The sequence below is a fragment of the Parabacteroides sp. CT06 genome (assembly GCF_002257605.1).
In the GTDB taxonomy this organism is placed as follows: Bacteria; Bacteroidota; Bacteroidia; order Bacteroidales; family Tannerellaceae; genus Parabacteroides; species Parabacteroides distasonis.
This window is the reverse complement of record NZ_CP022754.1, coordinates 2,004,016-2,022,143: the sequence shown is the minus strand read 5'-3', so window position 1 is coordinate 2,022,143 and position 18,128 is coordinate 2,004,016. Positions and strand designations below refer to the sequence as shown.

Here is an 18,128-nt window from a genome sequence, read left to right as displayed (position 1 = left end):
CGCCTCACACATTCAGTAAGGCGCACCTTACTTTTGCTTATTTATGAATAAACTTTATAGAACCTCTAGCTGTATTTAGCAAATAGATTCCTGCTGGCAAGCGAGAGATGTCAATACGATTCGACTTACTCTCTGCCATTTTCCCTCCAGTTATCGCATAAATAGAAATCCCGCTTTCCGTTCCTTGTACTTCCAACACATCTCCATAAATATGAAGTTTCAGTTCGTTCTCCTCTACTACAGGAGCGATAGAGGTTGTTCCATTGAAATAGTCATGTGTCTTTCCTGAATATTCCCAGCTTGTCTCAGCGGGGAAATACATTTTCTGATAATTTTTCGAAATCATCGGGTTTCCCGCGTCCACGATCTCCGTCTTGCTTTCTGACATAAGCATCCAACTACCACCGAAATCAATGGAAGACGAGGTTTTCGTGACATTCTTATCGTAAGACCACTCCATTTTCATCTTGAACGTCTCTCCCTCAGCCGTACCTGTCATGAGTATCGAGACCGGATATTTATCTTTGTTGAAAGTGGCTTCTATATCCACTTTCGCCTCGGCTTTCCATGCGCCTCCCTCAAAGCTGGAGGAAGTGACGGAGAACTTCTCATAGCCATTTCCGGTATAAGTGTATTCTGTTTTCTCGCCTGCCACGTCGGCTGCCGAATAAGAGATAGCGACCAAAGTGCGTCCTTGGTTATCATTCTCCATCACGGTCTTGCCATCATATACCCAATCAGACGAACTTGAGTTCCATTTATAACTGTCTATACGAACCACGCTTTTATTACCATCGCATATATAAACATCTTTCTGTTCCTGCGCATCGTTCTTGTCATAGGTAATACTATAGTCCGGACATCTTCCAAACAAATACCCCGGAAGAGAGAATGATTGCGCCATCAATGAAGAAATACCTACTAAACAGGCTACCAATGTAAATAATACTCGTTTCATATTCTTGATTTTTTACGATTAAACTTAAAAACTATAACCTTTCTCCGCAATTCCCGCAAAATGTAGCGGTCGGAGCTAATTGCATTCCGCATTGAGGGCAAAAGCGGCTTTCCGGCGTTGAGACCTGTCCCGGTATCTGCGGTCGCAAAGGATCTTGTGCTGCGGAAGTAGCGGTGGGATTCGGTTGCGGCATCTCGTTACCTTTCTTGAAAAGCTCCTTGAACTTACCGGACAAGCCGCTCAACTTACCATACAGATCGAAAGTAACTTGCGTGGCGGGAGCTACTTGCATATAGCTGCTCATCATTTTCACCAAGATCCAGCTATCAATAAAGGCATACTTTACTGTATAGGCGAACAACAATGAAATAATGAAAGCCATGAAACCGCTCCAGCCGAACAAGCGGAACAATCCACCGAAGAGGATAAACGCAATCAACGTAACCACCACGAACGATAAGATGACCATCCCCGTTGTCTTCGCCGCATCCTTGAGCAACGTCTTCCAGTTCTGAAAATAGATAATGACACCATCTGCCGCCGATTTATAAGGGTTTTGAGCCGGATGGTAAAAGGTGTAACCTAAGCAGCACTCGTCCACATACCCCAACGAGATATCGAGAAACATGTTGGTGAGGCTCTTTATCCCGTCAGCTCCGGGGAGCGCCCCGAGCAAACTGTCCGTAACACGTCCCAACGTACGTTGTAACTGTTTAATGGAACCCGCCACAAGTTTATCCAAGGCAAAATACACGTTGGATGTACCGAAACGTTCCTTTACCATCGTCTTTCCCATCTCGAAGGGTTTGGCAGGTACATAGCCGGTTTGATACGCCATCGCGATCACGGCCACATGCCCGGCTTTTACGAGATAACCGATGTAGTGATTCAAGAAGAAATTCACTACCCCTATAAGTCCCAACCAGATGAAAAACATGATCGCTACCACTCCGTCGCTATTGAACAGGACCGATATGCCCATCAAGATAGCGAAGAGCAGCACGGCTATCAATATATTCAGCAATCCTAATCCTAGTTTTATCCAACCGAATTGCAGGGTCTTGAAGAAAATCTCTTTTGCTGTCATAAAGTATACATTTATGGGTTATTATGCTATTTCAACAGACGGTATTTACCGATGATAGGTAATTCCTTAGCTCGCCCGTTCAGCGCGTTAATGATACCGATGACTGCCAGTACCGTAAACACGATGTAAACGAGGTTCAATACCGTACCGCAAAGAGAGTAGATGCTCCATAAGCCCAATCCCCTCCATAGGATCGCCCGCAAGAGGGCGGTCAGAACGGAGTCCGCTATGATCCAGCCAAACATGGCGATGCATAAAAGCAAGCCTTGGTTGGCATGGAACCGGGCGAATTTCGAGTCCTTGGCCGCAAGGATCGGGATCAATACCAGAATCCCGAAATAAGCAAGGATAGCCATTACCTTATTTTGCTCTACATCGGCTTTATCGAACTGGTCGGTCAGGTCCGCGGTCTTGTTCATACCACTTAATTTGTCGCTCAAGGCATCGGCCGTGGCGGTAGCCTTAGCCATTGATTCCGCATCGGTCGGTTGTACCGGCGGAGGTGTCTGTTGCCTGTTCGGTTCGGCGGCAACTATTTGCATAGGTGATCCGCAGGCCGGGCAAAATCTCACGCCTTCATTCACTTGTTGTCCACATTTTCCACAGAATGCCATAATTTGTTTCCTCCTAATTTTAGTATTGTTATTATTTGAGTAGATCTCCGAAAGCTTCCATCAAGCTGTCTATCTCGCTACCGAACAGCATCCGTACGGCGAAGAACATCAGCAACGACAAGACCGAACCGATTATCATCATGATCAGCATCGCACGGGCGAAGTTCGCCTTGTTCACCTTCTGGCAGCCTCCGCAGGCCCAGATAATGAGTAGGATAAGATTGATCAACGGAAGAAGCATCAACAGGAAGATACCGATATACCCACCCGTCGTGATCGGTTCATACTTGCTTCCCGGGGGAAGCGGAGCGTTCGGATCGCCCGCCGGAGCCACGTATCCCGGTTGAGGTTGTGCGTAAGCCGGTTGCGATGGCGGGGCATAAGCCTGCTGCGGTAGTGGCTGAGGCGCAGGTTGCGGCTGCACATAGGTTTGCTGGGGCGGTGGCGGGGCTTGCGGTTGTGCCTGTACCGACATCGGCGTACCACATGAGGTACAGAATTTTATGCCATCCGGGACATTTGTCCCGCAGTTTGTACAAAAAGCCATGATTTCTCCTTTCTTTAAAGTAACTGTTATACATCATTCCATTTTTGTTCCGCAACCGCTGCAGAAACGATGCCCGGCGATAACTTCCGTGCCGCAGTTCGGGCAGAAACGTTTCGCCGCAGGCGCTTGTTGCACGGGTTGCGTCAAACGGGTTCCACACTCTTGGCAAAAGTTGGTTCCCTCCGGATTATAGGCCCCGCAATTGGGGCAGCTATGCTCCTGCTCCTCGGCTTCCCGGCGGGCACGTTCCTCGGCCTCGGCACGTTCGAGGGCGGCTTTCCGCCGCCTGCTTGTTGGCTGCGAGTAAATCTAGCTCTGCCCTTATCTCCGGATAGTTCTCGCCGCCATCCGTCTCATATACTTGCCGTCCGAGACGGGCATAGATCTTTCCCTCCCTTTCCGAGAACTCTTTCATCTCGGTCTGGGCATTGAATATCTTCACGTCGGGATCATCCTGCAGCATGAATCCGGACAAGCCTTTTACGATTCCTGTTAAAATATCTCCCATACCACCTTACTCTTTCTTAGTTCCTTTCGCCTTATCCGAGAAATCTCCCATATCCAGATTCTTTATCCCGACCTTCGTGGCCAGCGCCGTCAGTTTCGTCACCTTGGCGATTATCTTGATCTTGGTGACACCTCCCACCTCGTTGTCTTCTATCGTTTTGTTCAATACGCTAACGGGTTCCTCCAAGTCTTTCATGATGGCATCCATCTCGTCCTTGGTCATCTTATCTCCTTTTTTCTCCAGCTTTTCAATGGCATCATCCAGTTTTGCCAAGGCTTTATCTACCGGCGAACCTCCGCATGCCGTCATAAGCACGAGGCTTATGATGAACATGAATGTAAATAATGTCTGTTTCATGATACGTATGTTTTTAATGGTTTACAATCCTTCTATTGAAACTAGCTCTTGGCTTGTCATCAGTTTTCCCTTCTTGTTATACATGTTTGTCTTCACAGGGCCAATGCCGTGGCCATACCAGATCTTCTGGATAGCGGTCTGCTTGATACCGATCACTTTCGATACGGTAGTGTTCTCAATCACGACGCAGTCGATACTCGTCCCGTTCACGTCGAGGGTTTCCTCGGCCACGGCCTTCACGCCCGTCACCTCCGTATTGGTCTTGATGCCGGCCAAGTTCAAGGTGATGGTATAGTCGCCGAAGGTATCGCCTACCTTGACATTGGAGGGAAGTTGGAAGGGTGTTCCGGTCACGGTTACTTGCATGCCCTCCATGATCTGTCCTACCAACGACTTGGGATCGTAGGTCACCGTGCCATTCTTCACCTCGAATGTCTGTGTCATCGGTTGCTTGAGCACCGGGTTCTTTTTATTGTCCATCACCATCATCGAGTAGGTAACGGTGCAGTTGTCCGCGTCTCCCGTCACCTTTGTAGCGGTAGTCTCCGTGTAACTGTTGATCTTTCCTTTCTTGTCCTTGTCGGCGTAAGTCAGTTTCACGCCTTCCTTATGTAGGAAGAAAGGTTCTTGCGCGCTCATTCCCAATACCGTCAGCAAGGAAACGGCGATCATAACTAGAAATCTAATGTTCGTTTTCATAATCGTTGTTATTTTAAAGTGAATAATTTTTCTCTATTTCTTCTTCTGTCCGCCCAGCATCTCGAGCAAGGCCTTCATCCGTTCCTCGTCGCTCTTGCTCTTGTCGTTGACCTCTTTCAGTTGCTCCTTGATCTGCTCATTGGATTTTTGGATGGCATCGCGTGTCTCGTCCACTTTTTGGGTGTTCTCCTCGCACGATTTCCCCGTCATCATCTCCAGCAGGCCGCCGGCAGGCATCACAGTCATTTGATACCCTTCGGGCACTTGGAAGAGGTGCGCCGGTTGCGGCCCCATCTTGACGCGGCGAAGCACGATGGTCCTGTCCATCACATACACCGTATTGTCGTGGGCGATGCAGCCGTTGTAGTTCGATACCTTCATGGGCGAGTAAATCCATTCGTGATAGCCGGCGCCATCCTTGCCGCCATCCTTGTAGATCGATTCGCTCTTGACATAGTAGTGGGCACACTCCTTACCGTCTATCTCCTCCATGCCCAAAAACTCTCGGGAGGTAGAGTGAGACACTTCCCAGTCGTAACCCACCAGCTTATTGGTGGATAACTTGTCGATCTCCTCCATCACCATGCAGGTCTTCCGGGCCTCGTTCATCACGTAGGCTTTCTTTTCCTTCATATCGAAGATCATGATGGTCTTTTCGCCACTCCCTTTCCGGCACCACTCACCATAGAAAGAAATTTGCGCCTGCGCCGCCGTCGTTACGTACAGCGCGCATATCAATAATAAGATTAACCTTTTCATGTCCATTCCTTTTAGTGTTGTTAGTAATCATCGTCCCGGGCTAGCTTGGAAAGCGAGCCGCGTTCTCTCCCTTTGTCGGGCAGGATATCCACCCTTGTATCTACGTCCACCAGCCGGGAGAAGGCTTTCAGGTCCTCATTGCTGAGGCGTATGCAGCCCATCGTTATCCGTCCGGGTATCACTTGGGGGTTGGCGGTCCCGTGTATGCCGATGCCCGTGAAGCCGGGTGTTTTCAAGCGGAAGAAGCGGGGGCCGTATATCTCGCCGGGAGTTTCTTGCCTCGTCGAGTCTCGCGGCCAAAGGGAGGTATCTTCCACGGACTCTATCACGAAATGCCCTTCCGGTGTCCGGAAATCCCATTCCTGCTGCTTGTCGCCGTAATTGCGTCCGCAAGCGATGGGAAAAACGGCGAGCGTATCGCCTTGCGGACAAAGAACGGTTATCCGCATATCCTGTTTGGATACTATCACCCGGTTCGTGCCGTCCGCTTTTTCTTCCTGCGCCCGTAGCGTCGCCATCGGCACTCAGAGGAGTGCCAATAGCAACAACACGATCCGGCGTATATGGCAAGAGAAAATGTTCATCCTGTTCCTGTTTTAATGGTTACCTTAAATCTCACCCGGGCTTTCCGAGTCTCCGCCGCCCTCCGGGACACCTTTGGCCAAACGGTAATCGGCTATAGAAGCGTAGCTGATGTCGTCCTCCAGTACGCCGCCGTCCTCGAACGTAAGGCCGCTGAGCACGCTCTCCCGCAATTCTTTCGAGGGAGTGAATACGATCCGGACGTTCTTGATCATGCTGTTCGCCCGGAAACTGTTAATATCTTCCACGCCATCGCTCTTGAAGGTGAGGCGAAAAGTACCCAAGCCCGGTATCTTCACCGTGTGTCCCTGCTGGAGTTGTTGGGGCACGAACTTGGCCAGAAGCTCCAGCGAGGCCTCCATCTCGATGGGAGCAGTAGTGGTGTTGGCGGTGGCGGCGCACGTCATCGCCTTGCCCGAGAGCGGGGTCTCGCTTTTGGGGGTCGCGTACCATTTGCCAGGTTCCTGTCTTTTCTGCGGATTCACTTTCTTAATTAACTTGTACTTTGCCATCTTGTTTTGTTTTAAATTGTTGATAATGTGATAATTGTTATTTCTCTCTATTCTCGTTGCCGGTCTTGCAGGCGTGAGGCTCTAGGTGTCGCACGTGTGAGGCAGCTGATGTCATACGTGTGACACCGTTAACGTCGCACGATGGTCTTGCTCGTCGATGACTCCCCAGCGTTCCCCTCTGGCCACCGTCGCCCGATTCGCCTTGCATTTGTGCGGGTGTTTGCTTCGTCTCGGTGTTTAATTGATTCTCCATAAGCGTATTATACTCTTCCCAGAGGATATTGAACCGCTCTTCTCAACGACGGGCATCCGCACGAGCTTCACCTGCGCCCACGATACCTCCGTCGCCCAAAGAAGGCAGAGGGCGATGGCGGGAAGGAATCCATATTTACCGTAATTGGCCATAGTCATTCTTTTTATCGTTCGTTTCTTTAATTCTTGTCACTTCATAAGGGGAAGCCGGTGTCGGGAATCGGATTCCCCGGAAGCCAGAGGGAAGGAATCCCTGCGCTTCCGGAGTCTCCGACGGGTCTACCAGAATCTATCCCCGTTTGTGTCTTGCTTTCACATAGTGCTGGAACGATTTGAAGGGAGGGAAATAAAAATCATTCCAGCATGTCAGAGAGCTATCTTGTAATAAAAGACCGCTATCTCGGAATAAGCGTAACGCTTCGTTCCGGGAGTCGGTATGAAATCAGTATGGTAGAAGCGGCGGGCGCTTTTGCTACGGATGCGCTCGTAGGTGCCGTAAAACGAGGCGTTGTAGGCGGTGGAGCAAAAGCGGACTTGCTCGATATCCTCCTCCTCGGCCAGTTCCGGGAAACGGCGGTATAACAGTTTCAAGAACATGGCCAGATAAATACATTGCCAGTTCCGGTCGTCCAGCCGGAGTACGCATATGCGGTGGGCCTCCAACGTCTCGGAGAGATCGAAATAGATCCCGTACTCGTGTCGCCATTCCGTTCGCATCCACTGTCGTTCCAGATCCTCCACGAAGGAAGGCTTCATCTGGAAGCGGCCAATGGAGAAATCGGCTCCCTTTACCCCCTTTTGCTGGTAAAGCGCCTTGACGGCTGTTGTCTCCATAAAGTCCATCAAGGCCGAGTAACGAACCAATTCGGGGAAGACAACCGCCACGGCCAACTCCGTCCGGATACCGAACTCCGGGAAGATCAAGTTCCAGACCTCCCGTTATCCCGCCACGTACTTATCAGCTTCTATCCATTCCTTTTCAAAGATCTTTTGGTAATCCTGCGCCAAGGCGGTCGATCCGCTGAGAGCTCGCGCCAACAACGCAACGAGGAATACCGCTATAGTTTGTACGTGCATTTTTCAACACCTGCAGACGAGGCGATGATCCACACCAGCCTGTCGCTCTCCTTCTTGAAAGCCAGCGGATAGAAGGAGGTGCCGTCATGCAGGGTAAGCGATCCGTCGCGCGTGTAGGTCACCTTGCGTGTGCCGCTAGCCGAGGTCCAAGCTCCGTAGGTGGGTTCCGTCCGTGCCCCTTTCGCTTGGAAATCGCCGGGATCGTTCGGCCCCAGTTCCCGCTTCTTGCCGTTTTCGTAAAGGTATCTCTTGCCCGCATTGTCGGCGGTGTAGACGCGGCTGTTGTTCAAGAAGCCGTCGACCGACGTGGCGAAACCACTCTCCGCGTAAAACAGGTGCTCACCCTCGGGAATCTCAATGATCGTCTCCATGTAGACCGGCAACACCCGCGGTTGCGGGAAGTCGCAATACGCCTTGTGCAAGATATTGGTGTAATTGGTCACGGCGTTGAACGAGGCACGTTTCTCGGCGCAGGCCGGGATGATTCCCTCCTGCATCATCTCTTTCTGCAACTTCACGATGTCCGGATACATGGCCTTTACCCCATCCAATTGGGTTTGCAGGCTGTTGCGCCAGAGCTTGGCGGCACGGAGGCGATAGTTTTTCATCCGCTCGTCGGCACGGGCATAAAGTTCCTCAACCTTCTGGCTGTCGTCGGTCTCATAGATCTGGGCATAGAGGGTCTTTAATTCCGATTCGTATTCCCCGGCGATCTTCTCGCAACTCGTGATCGCGCCATCGCTCGCCTGTAGTATCTTTTTCATCTTCTCGGTTTGCTGCACGGTCATTTGTTCCAGCTTGACGAACTTGGCGTTGAAGGCTGTCGTTTTCTCGTTCGTCGCCTGCATTTTTTCCATCATGGAACCTAGGTCGCTCAGGTTGCCTTGGTTCTCCGCTAAGAAGGCCATCTTCTCCTCGTTGGTCAACTTGCCTCCTTTGGCTGCCTCACGTTTCTCCAGATCGGCGCCCATGGCCTCAAGCCCCCGGGTATCGCCTACCAAGGCGTTCTTCATCTTCTCGATCAAGCGTTCCTTTTCCGCTTCGGGGAGGTTCGGGTCTTCCAAGCTTTTCATTTCCTCCACCGTAATCCCGTTGATATCGGCCAACTCTACATAGAACTTATCCCGGAGGGCGATCATCTCCTCGTCCGAGCAGGTATGTATCGAATCCAGTTCCGTTATACGCATATCCACGGCTACGATCTTGCGGTAGTAGGTCGCACGGGCGGTTTCCTCCGGGTAGACGATGCTCTCGACGGAAGGCAACGGGGGAAGCTCGTTCAGCAAGGCCTCCGGCGAGTTGGCTCTGCTGGGAGCGATCATCTCGTCCCACGTGGCGGTAGCCGTGCGACGTTTTTGTAGCTTATCCGTGGGGGTGACAGATCGTGTCGGCTGATCGCCATCTCCACCGACGAAAGGCTCCTCTCCTATCTCGGCGGTATCATCCTTGGTACCTACTACGTTGCCCACTTTCTGTTTCAGTTTCTTCAAGAAACTCTGGCCGTGCACCTCCACCGGTATCCTGCAGAATATCGCAAGGGCGATTGCCATGATGTTCAAGATCTTTCTCATCGTTGTATTTGTTTATAAGGTGAATATTCTGTCGTCTATTCGTATCGGATACGCTCCCATTTCTCCACGTCATCCAAGCTTTGATCTATATGTATCTGGATGCTCCCGTCGGGCTTGCCTCCGAATCCCTCCTTGGGGATCGGGTCGTTCACGCTACCCTGGCTGCGGAAAGGGATCGTTCCCAATCCGCTGATGCTAAGCCCGTCGTTTATGTTCCCATCGATGACGATGAAATCTCGCGTGGCGTAATAATTCAGGTAGTGATCGGCTTTGAACGATATTCCCTCATCGCTGACCGTACCGGATACCGCCACGTTATGCTGCAACTGGAAATAGGTCTCGATCTCTGGCTGGGGCTTGTCGCCCGGCATCCATTCCCTGTCTCCCATGAATACTTCCGTGCTGGCGTAAACAGATTTGGTCGGTTTCTTAGGCATATTCACCACCACCTTCACCGGCAGGCGGTATATGTTGTGGGCCTGCGTGGGTTTCGTGCTGTGCTTGAAGCCAAGGCCCCAGCTCTCCGCCCATAGTTTCATATACGACTGGTTTATCCTTATATCGGAGGCGAACATCGGGGCGTCTCCAACGATCGTTGTTTGTCCGAAACGTAGCAGTTCCTTATCCACAAAATAGTGCGCATCCCAATTCTGCATACAACACCTCGGCGTCCAGCCACCCGATGTACTCACCAGCGAAAGTCCCGTAGAACTGCTGCTCCGTCAGTTTCTCGTTGGCCCCGTGATAACTCTTCTCCAGCTTCATCTTGATCTTCCATTGCTGTACGCACATCTCTCCCTCATAAAAGAAAGGAGCGTTGGCCGAACCGTTCATGCACAGCACCCACGTCTGTCCTTTCGTTTGCGCGATCTGCCACAAGCGGTTGTTGGCGATGCGATAGAAACGGGCGAGCGAGACCAGATTGTCCTCGGCCACGCAGTTGATCCATTTCTGCTTATCCCGTTCTCGAGCGTTCAAGAAGATCTCGATACGCCCTTTCAGGCTGAAGATCTTACCCACCGTGCTGAGTGTCTTATTCACCAAGTATTTGTACGCCTCGCTCTTGAGCCGTCCCTGTATCCTCTCCGCCTCGTAATACTTGTCGCGATCCTTCACGCCGCTGATCAGCGCCAACGCGTCTCCCGCCAGGCCGTTCAACCCGCTCATGCTCACGAGGTCGTCCCAGAATTGCTCGTTCGTTATATCGTTCGGCTTGGCTTGCGCCGCCCTTTCGATCACTTGCCGCAGCGTGGCGAAATTCCAGCCCAGGTCGCTTAGGGCCCGGTTTACCGCCTCCTTCTTTTCTTTCAGGTCGATGGATCTGGTGCAGACCAACTCTCCCCCGAAGATGATGGGGCGCTCTATATCGTTAAACGACTTAACCTTAAACGGGTTGACTCCGTAATACATGGTATAGGTCAACGAATGGCTTCCCGGCTCGCAAGGCAGGTTGATCAAGTCGAAGTTTATCAAGCTCCAATCCGATTGCGCTATCACCCGGGAAACAGCGGACAAGCAGAATAGCGTTATCACGGTAAATATGAATCCTATGCGTTTCATTTGTGTCCTCCTTTCCATACGTTCAGTAATGTTTGCAATCCTTTATTCTCCGGATCTATCAGCAGCCCCTCGTTCAGGTAGTAGGCGGCCTTTACGCTATCGCCGTTCTGTACGCTCAGCAACGAGGCACCGGCGAAATTGCGTGCGTTGAAGGGGTTCGCCTGTACGGCCGTCTCATACAGCATGAGCGCCGCTCCCACGGCCGTGGGTAATACGACCAAGGTGTCGGCGGCTTTCGCCGTCAGGTAGTCATCGTCGAAATTAAGGTAATGGTGCGGGCAGCTATAGGTGCTCAGGTGAAAATACTTGCGGTATTCCTCCTCCTTGGGGAGCAGCCTGCGGGCAATGGCCCTGAGCTCGCCGCTCGTAAGGTCCTGCCAATAGGAGAAATCCCATACGGTGGACGGGAAAGCGGGGTTGCACATCGCGTTGGCGTAGCATTCTCTCGCCTTATCTTCCTTTCCCTTGTAATCCCACGAGATGGCCTCGAAGAAGTAAGGGTAAGGCGACGCTATGCTTTGGGTAGCCAACAAGTCCCAAGCCTCGCTCCGCTCGCTGTCCTCATCCAATTCCATATTGACAAGCTCCTGGCTCAGTTTTTCGGTCATCGTATCCAGCTTCCCGATTAGGTTGGTAAGCGCAGTAAGGAGTCCTCCCTCATCTTCCCATCCCCAATCTTCCATATCTTCCTCGTCCTCCTTGCGCTGTTTCTCTTCGGCGGCTTTCTTGGCGGCGGCCCTCTCGTCGCGCTGTTTTACGTAGATCAGCTCGCTCAACCCGTAGCGAAGGCTGGCCACGGCTACCACGGCTTGCCCGTAATAGTAGTTCGCCTGTAGCATATAGCCTTGCTCGTAAAGCTTGTTCCCTTTTTGGAACATCTCTTCGGCCTCGGCCATAAAAGCCGTTTCCGTAGGATAAGCGCCACTTTGCCCGGTGGGCAAGGAAGGCAAGACGAAAGCGAATGCTCCCATAGCGGCAAGACTGAGTAGTAGAATCGATAGCTTCTTCATGGCTTTCTTATTTGAGCGTGTTATACATTCTATATTATATGAATACCTATTTCACCAGTTTATAGCCCTCCTGAGAGGTCGGTATCAACGACGGATCGGGCGAGAAGGTGAGCAACGTGACGGAGGGTTGCGGTTTCATCCGTTCCGCATAGTTACCCATTCCGGCTCCTCCTTTCACGGAGAACTTGCGGTGTACCACAGCTCCGCTATTCTTTTCAATCCAGACGATGTCGGTCGTCTCGATATGTTTCAAGTCTTTAATCGAGTTGTCCATGCTGGATTTAGTGCCAAAGAGGTCTCCTATGGCTTTCATCCCGGCACTCAGGTCGTTCTCGGTACCAGTGACACGGGTGATCTTCTCACAATCGAAGCCGCCCCAACGCACGTCCTCTACCCCGACAGATTCTTGCGTGCTGGACTGGACAAAGCTATCGTCCTGTTCCACCTTTTTCTCTTTCTGAGCAGTATGGACAATGCCATACACATTCCCTATCTTGTCGCAAAAGAACGCATAATAGTCCGAGTCGGAAGTCGCCTTTAGCTGCGCCACCTTGTTTTTAGACGAAATCTGGTAAATCTTATAATCGCCTTCGTCAAGCAGGATAAGCGTCTCGACATTGCCAGAGTTGTTCCAGAAATGGTAATAAAGGATTTTGCCCGACTTTTGTATTTCCACGTTCACCTTGTTCCCCATTGACTTAGCTGTCAGTTCCATACGGAAGTTGCGAGCGAACCACGGATTCTCCTTGTCGAGCGCCTTACGCTGGGCCGGCGTGAGCGACGGATCGACAAAGGCACCGTTATCCGGCCTGTCGCCTTGTTTATCCATTTCCAGATCGCTCCCCTTTTCGGAGGCGGCCGCTTCCTTCCGCTCCTTTACGGCCTCGGTAGCCGCACGGAGCTTCTCCTTGATCTTCTCCTTGCCGCCGCAAGCCGTCACCATCAAGACGAGGCTCGCCAAGCACATCAGTATGTAGAATTTCTTTTTCATATCGCTCACTTATTCGTTACATCTTGACAAACTCCACCCGCCGGTTCTTGGCACGACCCTCGTCCGTTCCGTTATCGGCGATGGGAGATGATTGTCCTTTGCCGGAAGCGGAGAGGCGATCGGCACTGATGCCCAGTTCAACCAGTTTACCTACGATGGCGTTGCTGCGGGCCTCGCTTAACGTCTGGTTGGAAGCCTCGTTGCCGGTGCTATCGGTATGGCCTTCTACGGAGAATCTCAGGTCGGGGTTATCGGTCATTAATTTGACGATACGATTGATCTCACCCATACTCTCTGGTTTGATGGTGGACTTGCCGACATCGAAGGTGATGCCATACGTGATGAACTTACCGTCGCTCATCATGCGGTCGTACAATGGCACTGCGCCTTTGGCGACACGTATGTTGCGGATGGAAGTGTTATTCGTAAAATATCCACCGCCTCTATAAAACTGTATGTCAAAATGTCCGGGTGCTACCGTATTCGGAATATTGGCATAGCGGATACCATTTATGTAAACTTTCATTGCCCGTTGATTGAAGGACAGTGAGAAGTGGTTCCATGAGTTCGGGATAGTCCGAAAAGAGTCATCGCTTCCGCTACGGCTGTTCTCCCCAGAGGAAGGAATAAAGTCCCATCTTAGGCGTGTACGATGGTCTGAAGCACTATAATACCAGTCGTCAAGATTGATAGTTTGAACACGACTTCCCGATTCGGGTTTGTAAAAACGTACGATATAGCAATTTTCCGGCTCATCATCTCCCTTTTTTGTAAAAGGCCCTACCCAAAAGTCAAATTCCAGCGTGAACTTTTCCGGCAAATAACTTTTCATATTATCGAATAGCGGCGCAATGACCGGATCATCCTGACTCACGCAAAGTATCACCTTATCGCCATTGATTTGAGCGATCTCAACAGTACCTTTTAATAAATCCCACTGGCTGGGGAATTCTCCTATCTGTTCCCGGGTCACATCATCCTCAAAAATAATCTCATCCCCCGGCACGAAGTCACTCTTGGCATACGTCATTTCGAGTGATTGCTGTGGTTGTTGCTGTTCCTGCTGTGCCACATCTTCCCCATCATCCATAGTTTCAAAATTCCCTTGTGAATTTGTACTTGTTGGTGGCTCCTCCTTTTCATTATTATTATTCCCTTTCCCCGTCACCACATCCTCCGCTCCCTCGAAAGCCTTGTCTACGGTCTGTTCCACTTTCCGTTCCACGTTCCTCTCCGTTGCCCGTTTGGCACTCTCACCCGCTTTCTTGAGGAGTTTCTTTCCCCATTGGGCTTGCACGTCCATTGTCCCGATTAGGAGCAACATGGCAGATAAAATAAATACTAGCTTTTTCATTTCCTTTAATTCATTAGATTAATAATTCATTCCTATTTATTTACCGAAACACCTTCTGATGGATCGGTCCAGATTTATCAAGGATCTCCGAAAAAAGCGAGAAACCTTCTTACGGCACGATATCCCTTTTTTACGTTCTTCTTCCATTTGCTCGGCCACTTCCTCGACACGTTTGATCCGCTCGTCGGCAGTGGCAGGCTCGTCACGCGAGATGCGCTCATCGATGACCTCGATCACCTCCTCATAAGAAAGCAAAGGCTTCTTGTGTTTTTCTTCTTCCATACTCGAACCAGATTTGGTGAAACGTCCGATTTCTTTATTCGCAAAATTAGCCCCGAGAGCGATCGCCCGTGAGGAGAAATGACGCATTCTTATAGGATAATCGACGCATTTCACTAGGACAAACCAAGAGAATCTGCGCATTGAAAATAATTAACTAATTAAAGAGCAGTCGATTAGAAATGCTAGCTGGCCGAATCGCCTCCGATAGAATCTATGGAAGAATAACAATGGGCATTATTAGCTCCTTATAATGCCCATTGTAAGCACGTCACGTTGCCCATCGTAACAGACGCTCTATAAACAAGAGTTATTCTTGAGGATGGATTGTACCCGGATTGGTTTATAATATATTTCCATGTACAGCCGACGCCACCCGACCTATCCCGGTGATTTACCAAAGTGGCTATCTGACCATCAAGGATTTCAATCCGGAATTCAATATCTATACCCTCGGATTTCCCAATGATGAGGTTAAATATGGATTTCTCAATTTCATAGCCCCTTTCTACACGGAAGTACCCGCTACACGGAATCATTGAATGAGGCTTTTCCTGTATTGTGAGGGCGTTACATTGAAGATCTGCTTGAAAAGGCGGGCGAAATAATTGGCATCCTCGAAGCCGCATTTAAGGGCGATGTCGCCGATCAGTTCCTCGGTAGAGGCCAAGAGGCGTTTGCTCCTCTCCATGCGCATCTGCAGGATATAGGCAGAAGTGTTGTAGCCCGTGATGGCACGGACCTTGCGATTCAACTGGGATCGGCTCATGCACATCTTATCGTCTACCATGTCCGAGTTCAAGCCATGGTTGGATATCAACGCATATATATAATCATTCAGGCGAGCCAAGAAGTCTTGGTCGGCAGGGTTTAGTTTTACATTCAGTTCTGTCCCCTCACGCATAGCCTTGGAATACTTCTCACGCAGCAAACGACGCTGTTCCAGCAACTTTGTTATCCGGATATTCAGCTCTTCCGCATTGAAAGGCTTCTCCAGATAAGCGTCCGCCCCGACTTCTAAGCCACAGACACGTTCCTTTCCTCCTGATTTTGCGGTAATGATAATGATCGGAATATGGTTCAACACCTCGGATTCACGTACCCGCCTACATAACTCATAGCCATCCATCTCGGGCATCATCAAGTCGGTGAGGATCAAGTCCGGCATTTGCTCCGCCGCTATCTCCAGCCCCTCCGCTCCGTTTTGCGCATATATTATTTGATACGCACCATTAAGCAGCCGGCCGATATAATAAGAAATGTCCGCATTATCTTCCACGATCAATATAGACGGGCGCATAGACGTGCTATCCGGCTCCATCGTCGCATCCGGCAGTATCACGGTCTTGTCCGGTTCCGGATGAGAGGCGTTATCGTTAGATTCCTCGCCGGGTACCCAACGTTCCCAGAAGGAGTCGCCATGTCTCAATGGCAACATCACGACAAACTCAGAACCAACCCCGGCCGTACTCTTCACGCTCACCCGGCCCTCCATGCTCCTCACCATCTGCCGTACCAAAGAAAGGCCGATCCCCGTGCCCATCGTGCCTGCCCCTCCGGTCTCACCTAGGTAAAAAGCCTTGAAGATATGCGGCAAGTCCTCCTCGGCTATACCGCAGCCCGTATCCGCCACATGCGTGACAAGCATACTCCCCACACACTCCATCGTCACGACAACCCTCCCACCTCTCGGCGTGAACTTGATAGCGTTACGGAGTAAGTTATCCATGATCCTCCGGAAATACTCGGGCACGAAATCCATGCTGATAATCGTCTCCGAAGGAGTAAAACAAAGGTCTACCTGCCCTTGGCGGGCATACGCCCGGTTATCTTCCACGATCATGCTCGTATAAGCTACGATATCTCCAGTCCTCCATTCCGGATCGCCAATCTCAGATCTCACTTTCGCCACTTCCAATAATTGGTTCACCAATTCCAGCAGGTTCTTTCCCTGCCGTCCAATCATATTCAGCCCGGTCTTGAGTTCCTCCTCGCCTATTCCCCCTTTCCGCAACTCTTCCGACACACCCAAGATAACCGTCAGCGGCGTACGAAACTCATGCGTGACATTCGTGAAGAAATTGGCCCTCACCTCCTCCATGCGCCGCATCACCTGCTGATTGCGGGACTTCATCCGCAAGGCATACCATAAAAAGCCCATCGCTACCACCGTAAGGAAGAGTACGATCAAGCAAGCGATCAGGAAAATATTCTTGGTACGCTGCCCCATCTCATAATTCTTCTGTATCAATGAAAGCTTCCGGTTGCTCCTCTCTTTCTCGTAGTCCACACGGAGGTTCTGTATATGGTTCATATTCTCAGTATTTCGCATGCTATCAGCATAAGCGAGACTTGATGTATAAGCGTTGAGGGCATTCTTATAATCACCCAGCTTCTTATAACGCAAGTAATCCAGATGATACACGCTCGACAAATGCTTCCACGCCCGCGGCACCTTAGCGGCACCCTCCGCATGCTCCAAGAAAGCCTCCGCCATTCGCAGATCTCCCTTGTAGATATTCACCCGTGCCAAGGCCAGGCACGATTCCAGCCAATGATACAGATCGTTGTCCGCCACCATAAGGTCGTATGCGTTACGATATTCGCGTATCGCCTGATCCCATTGTCCCTTTTTCTCGAACAAGCGTCCTATATGGTTATGGCAAAGCGAAATGCCGACAACAGACCCGGCCGCACGATTATGCTCCATAGAATAATTGTAATAAACAAAAGCGGAATCCATCATGCCACGCATCTCGAAGATAGAGCCAAGGTTCGCATAGTTCATGGCCAAGCCGAGATCACTATCCAAGGTACGTTCCTCTTCCAGCGCTATTCGGAAAATACTGTCGGCCATCTCGCAATTTTCCAATGTTAGATACACGTTTCCGATACCACTCAAGGAAATGGTCCGGTTTTTTCTTGCTTTATAGCTTTCCTTATCACCCAGTCTCTCGCACAACGACAATGCCCTATAATGATAATTGGAGGCCTCGTCCATGATACCTAACCGCCGGAAGTTCGTACCGATATTATTCAAGGCCTGTATGACCTCCGAGGTATCTTTCCTTTGCATAGCCAATCGCAAGCCTTCCCGGTGGCATCCTATCGCCTCATTAAAACGGGCCGCTTCCCGGTAACGTACCTCTAATTCCTTATAGGCGAGTATCACTCCCAGCTCATTTGCAGTTCTCTCGAAATACCTTAGACATGATTGTAGAGAATCGATGTCCGGACAGGCCGAGACCACACTATCTATACCCACCTGATCATTTTGGGAAAGACCAACCTCTCCCTCTCGATGACAAGAAGGTATCAGCGAGAGTATCCACATCAATAAAATGCATATAAAACAAAAATGCTTTATATACAAAAATACTTTCAGAAGTAAACAAACAGATTCAATCGATA

General features: G+C 50.5%; 22 protein-coding genes. All 22 read right to left on the bottom strand.

The features are described from left to right. Window positions 1–37: 37 nt before the first annotated feature. Window positions 38–958: a hypothetical protein gene (locus CI960_RS08775; RefSeq protein ID WP_005857106.1), complete on the bottom strand. Its 921-nt coding sequence runs from the start codon at window positions 956–958 to the stop codon at window positions 38–40. Between the two features lie 31 nt (window positions 959–989). After that, window positions 990–2,045: a zinc-ribbon domain-containing protein gene (locus CI960_RS08770; RefSeq protein WP_005857108.1), complete on the bottom strand. Its 1,056-nt coding sequence runs from the start codon at window positions 2,043–2,045 to the stop codon at window positions 990–992. 26 nt (window positions 2,046–2,071) lie between these two features. Continuing rightward, window positions 2,072–2,659 carry a DUF4870 domain-containing protein gene (locus CI960_RS08765; protein ID WP_005857110.1) on the bottom strand — a complete coding sequence of 196 codons (588 nt, stop codon included), beginning with the start codon at window positions 2,657–2,659 and terminating at the stop codon, window positions 2,072–2,074. Between the two features lie 31 nt (window positions 2,660–2,690). Next, window positions 2,691–3,206 (bottom strand): zinc-ribbon domain-containing protein, encoded by a 516-nt coding sequence (locus CI960_RS08760; protein ID WP_005857112.1) that lies wholly within the window; start codon window positions 3,204–3,206, stop codon window positions 2,691–2,693. Window positions 3,207–3,239: 33 nt separating this feature from the next. Beyond that, window positions 3,240–3,515, bottom strand: a complete 276-nt coding sequence (locus tag CI960_RS23905) for a zinc-ribbon domain-containing protein (RefSeq protein ID WP_080598096.1) — start codon at window positions 3,513–3,515, stop codon at window positions 3,240–3,242. Continuing rightward, on the bottom strand, window positions 3,418–3,714 hold the full coding sequence (locus CI960_RS08750; protein ID WP_005857114.1) for a hypothetical protein: 297 nt from the start codon (window positions 3,712–3,714) through the stop codon (window positions 3,418–3,420). Before CI960_RS08750 ends, CI960_RS23905 begins: the two co-directional genes overlap by 98 nt. 6 nt (window positions 3,715–3,720) lie before the next feature. Then, entirely contained in the window at window positions 3,721–4,071 is a 351-nt protein-coding gene (locus CI960_RS08745; RefSeq protein WP_005857116.1) for a hypothetical protein, read from the bottom strand. A gap of 21 nt (window positions 4,072–4,092) precedes the next feature. Continuing rightward, a complete protein-coding gene (locus CI960_RS08740; protein WP_005857118.1) occupies window positions 4,093–4,770 on the bottom strand; it encodes a hypothetical protein in 678 nt (225 codons plus the stop codon). Window positions 4,771–4,803: 33 nt separating this feature from the next. Then, on the bottom strand, window positions 4,804–5,529 hold the full coding sequence (locus CI960_RS08735) for a DUF4412 domain-containing protein (protein ID WP_005857120.1): 726 nt from the start codon (window positions 5,527–5,529) through the stop codon (window positions 4,804–4,806). 20 nt (window positions 5,530–5,549) lie between these two features. After that, entirely contained in the window at window positions 5,550–6,047 is a 498-nt protein-coding gene (locus tag CI960_RS08730) for a L,D-transpeptidase (protein WP_009275138.1), read from the bottom strand. 90 nt (window positions 6,048–6,137) lie between these two features. Continuing rightward, window positions 6,138–6,623, bottom strand: a complete 486-nt coding sequence (locus tag CI960_RS08725) for an HU family DNA-binding protein (protein WP_005857125.1) — start codon at window positions 6,621–6,623, stop codon at window positions 6,138–6,140. Between the two features lie 237 nt (window positions 6,624–6,860). Next, window positions 6,861–7,028 carry a hypothetical protein gene (locus tag CI960_RS23385; RefSeq protein ID WP_005857127.1) on the bottom strand — a complete coding sequence of 56 codons (168 nt, stop codon included), beginning with the start codon at window positions 7,026–7,028 and terminating at the stop codon, window positions 6,861–6,863. 213 nt (window positions 7,029–7,241) lie between these two features. Then, window positions 7,242–7,799 (bottom strand): hypothetical protein, encoded by a 558-nt coding sequence (locus CI960_RS08720; RefSeq protein WP_005857129.1) that lies wholly within the window; start codon window positions 7,797–7,799, stop codon window positions 7,242–7,244. A gap of 15 nt (window positions 7,800–7,814) precedes the next feature. Continuing rightward, entirely contained in the window at window positions 7,815–7,952 is a 138-nt protein-coding gene (locus CI960_RS23160; RefSeq protein WP_154394869.1) for a hypothetical protein, read from the bottom strand. Then, complete coding sequence (locus tag CI960_RS08715) at window positions 7,934–9,523, bottom strand: hypothetical protein (RefSeq protein WP_005857131.1); 1,590 nt, start codon at window positions 9,521–9,523, stop codon at window positions 7,934–7,936. The genes CI960_RS23160 and CI960_RS08715 overlap by 19 nt, the downstream gene beginning before the upstream one ends. Before the next feature lie 35 nt (window positions 9,524–9,558). Next, window positions 9,559–10,179 carry a hypothetical protein gene (locus CI960_RS08710; RefSeq protein ID WP_005857133.1) on the bottom strand — a complete coding sequence of 207 codons (621 nt, stop codon included), beginning with the start codon at window positions 10,177–10,179 and terminating at the stop codon, window positions 9,559–9,561. After that, window positions 10,145–11,083, bottom strand: coding sequence for a hypothetical protein (locus CI960_RS08705; protein WP_005857135.1), 939 nt, complete (start codon window positions 11,081–11,083; stop codon window positions 10,145–10,147). Before CI960_RS08705 ends, CI960_RS08710 begins: the two co-directional genes overlap by 35 nt. Continuing rightward, a complete protein-coding gene (locus tag CI960_RS08700) occupies window positions 11,080–12,093 on the bottom strand; it encodes a hypothetical protein (RefSeq protein ID WP_005857137.1) in 1,014 nt (337 codons plus the stop codon). Before CI960_RS08700 ends, CI960_RS08705 begins: the two co-directional genes overlap by 4 nt. 46 nt (window positions 12,094–12,139) lie before the next feature. Continuing rightward, entirely contained in the window at window positions 12,140–13,084 is a 945-nt protein-coding gene (locus CI960_RS08695; protein ID WP_022192686.1) for a hypothetical protein, read from the bottom strand. A 16-nt stretch (window positions 13,085–13,100) separates the two neighbouring features. Beyond that, window positions 13,101–14,438 carry an OmpA family protein gene (locus CI960_RS08690; RefSeq protein ID WP_005857141.1) on the bottom strand — a complete coding sequence of 446 codons (1,338 nt, stop codon included), beginning with the start codon at window positions 14,436–14,438 and terminating at the stop codon, window positions 13,101–13,103. Window positions 14,439–14,474: 36 nt separating this feature from the next. Continuing rightward, a complete protein-coding gene (locus tag CI960_RS08685) occupies window positions 14,475–14,861 on the bottom strand; it encodes a hypothetical protein (protein ID WP_005857143.1) in 387 nt (128 codons plus the stop codon). A 391-nt stretch (window positions 14,862–15,252) separates the two neighbouring features. Next, a complete protein-coding gene (locus tag CI960_RS08675; RefSeq protein ID WP_005857145.1) occupies window positions 15,253–18,051 on the bottom strand; it encodes a response regulator in 2,799 nt (932 codons plus the stop codon). Window positions 18,052–18,128 lie beyond the last annotated feature (77 nt).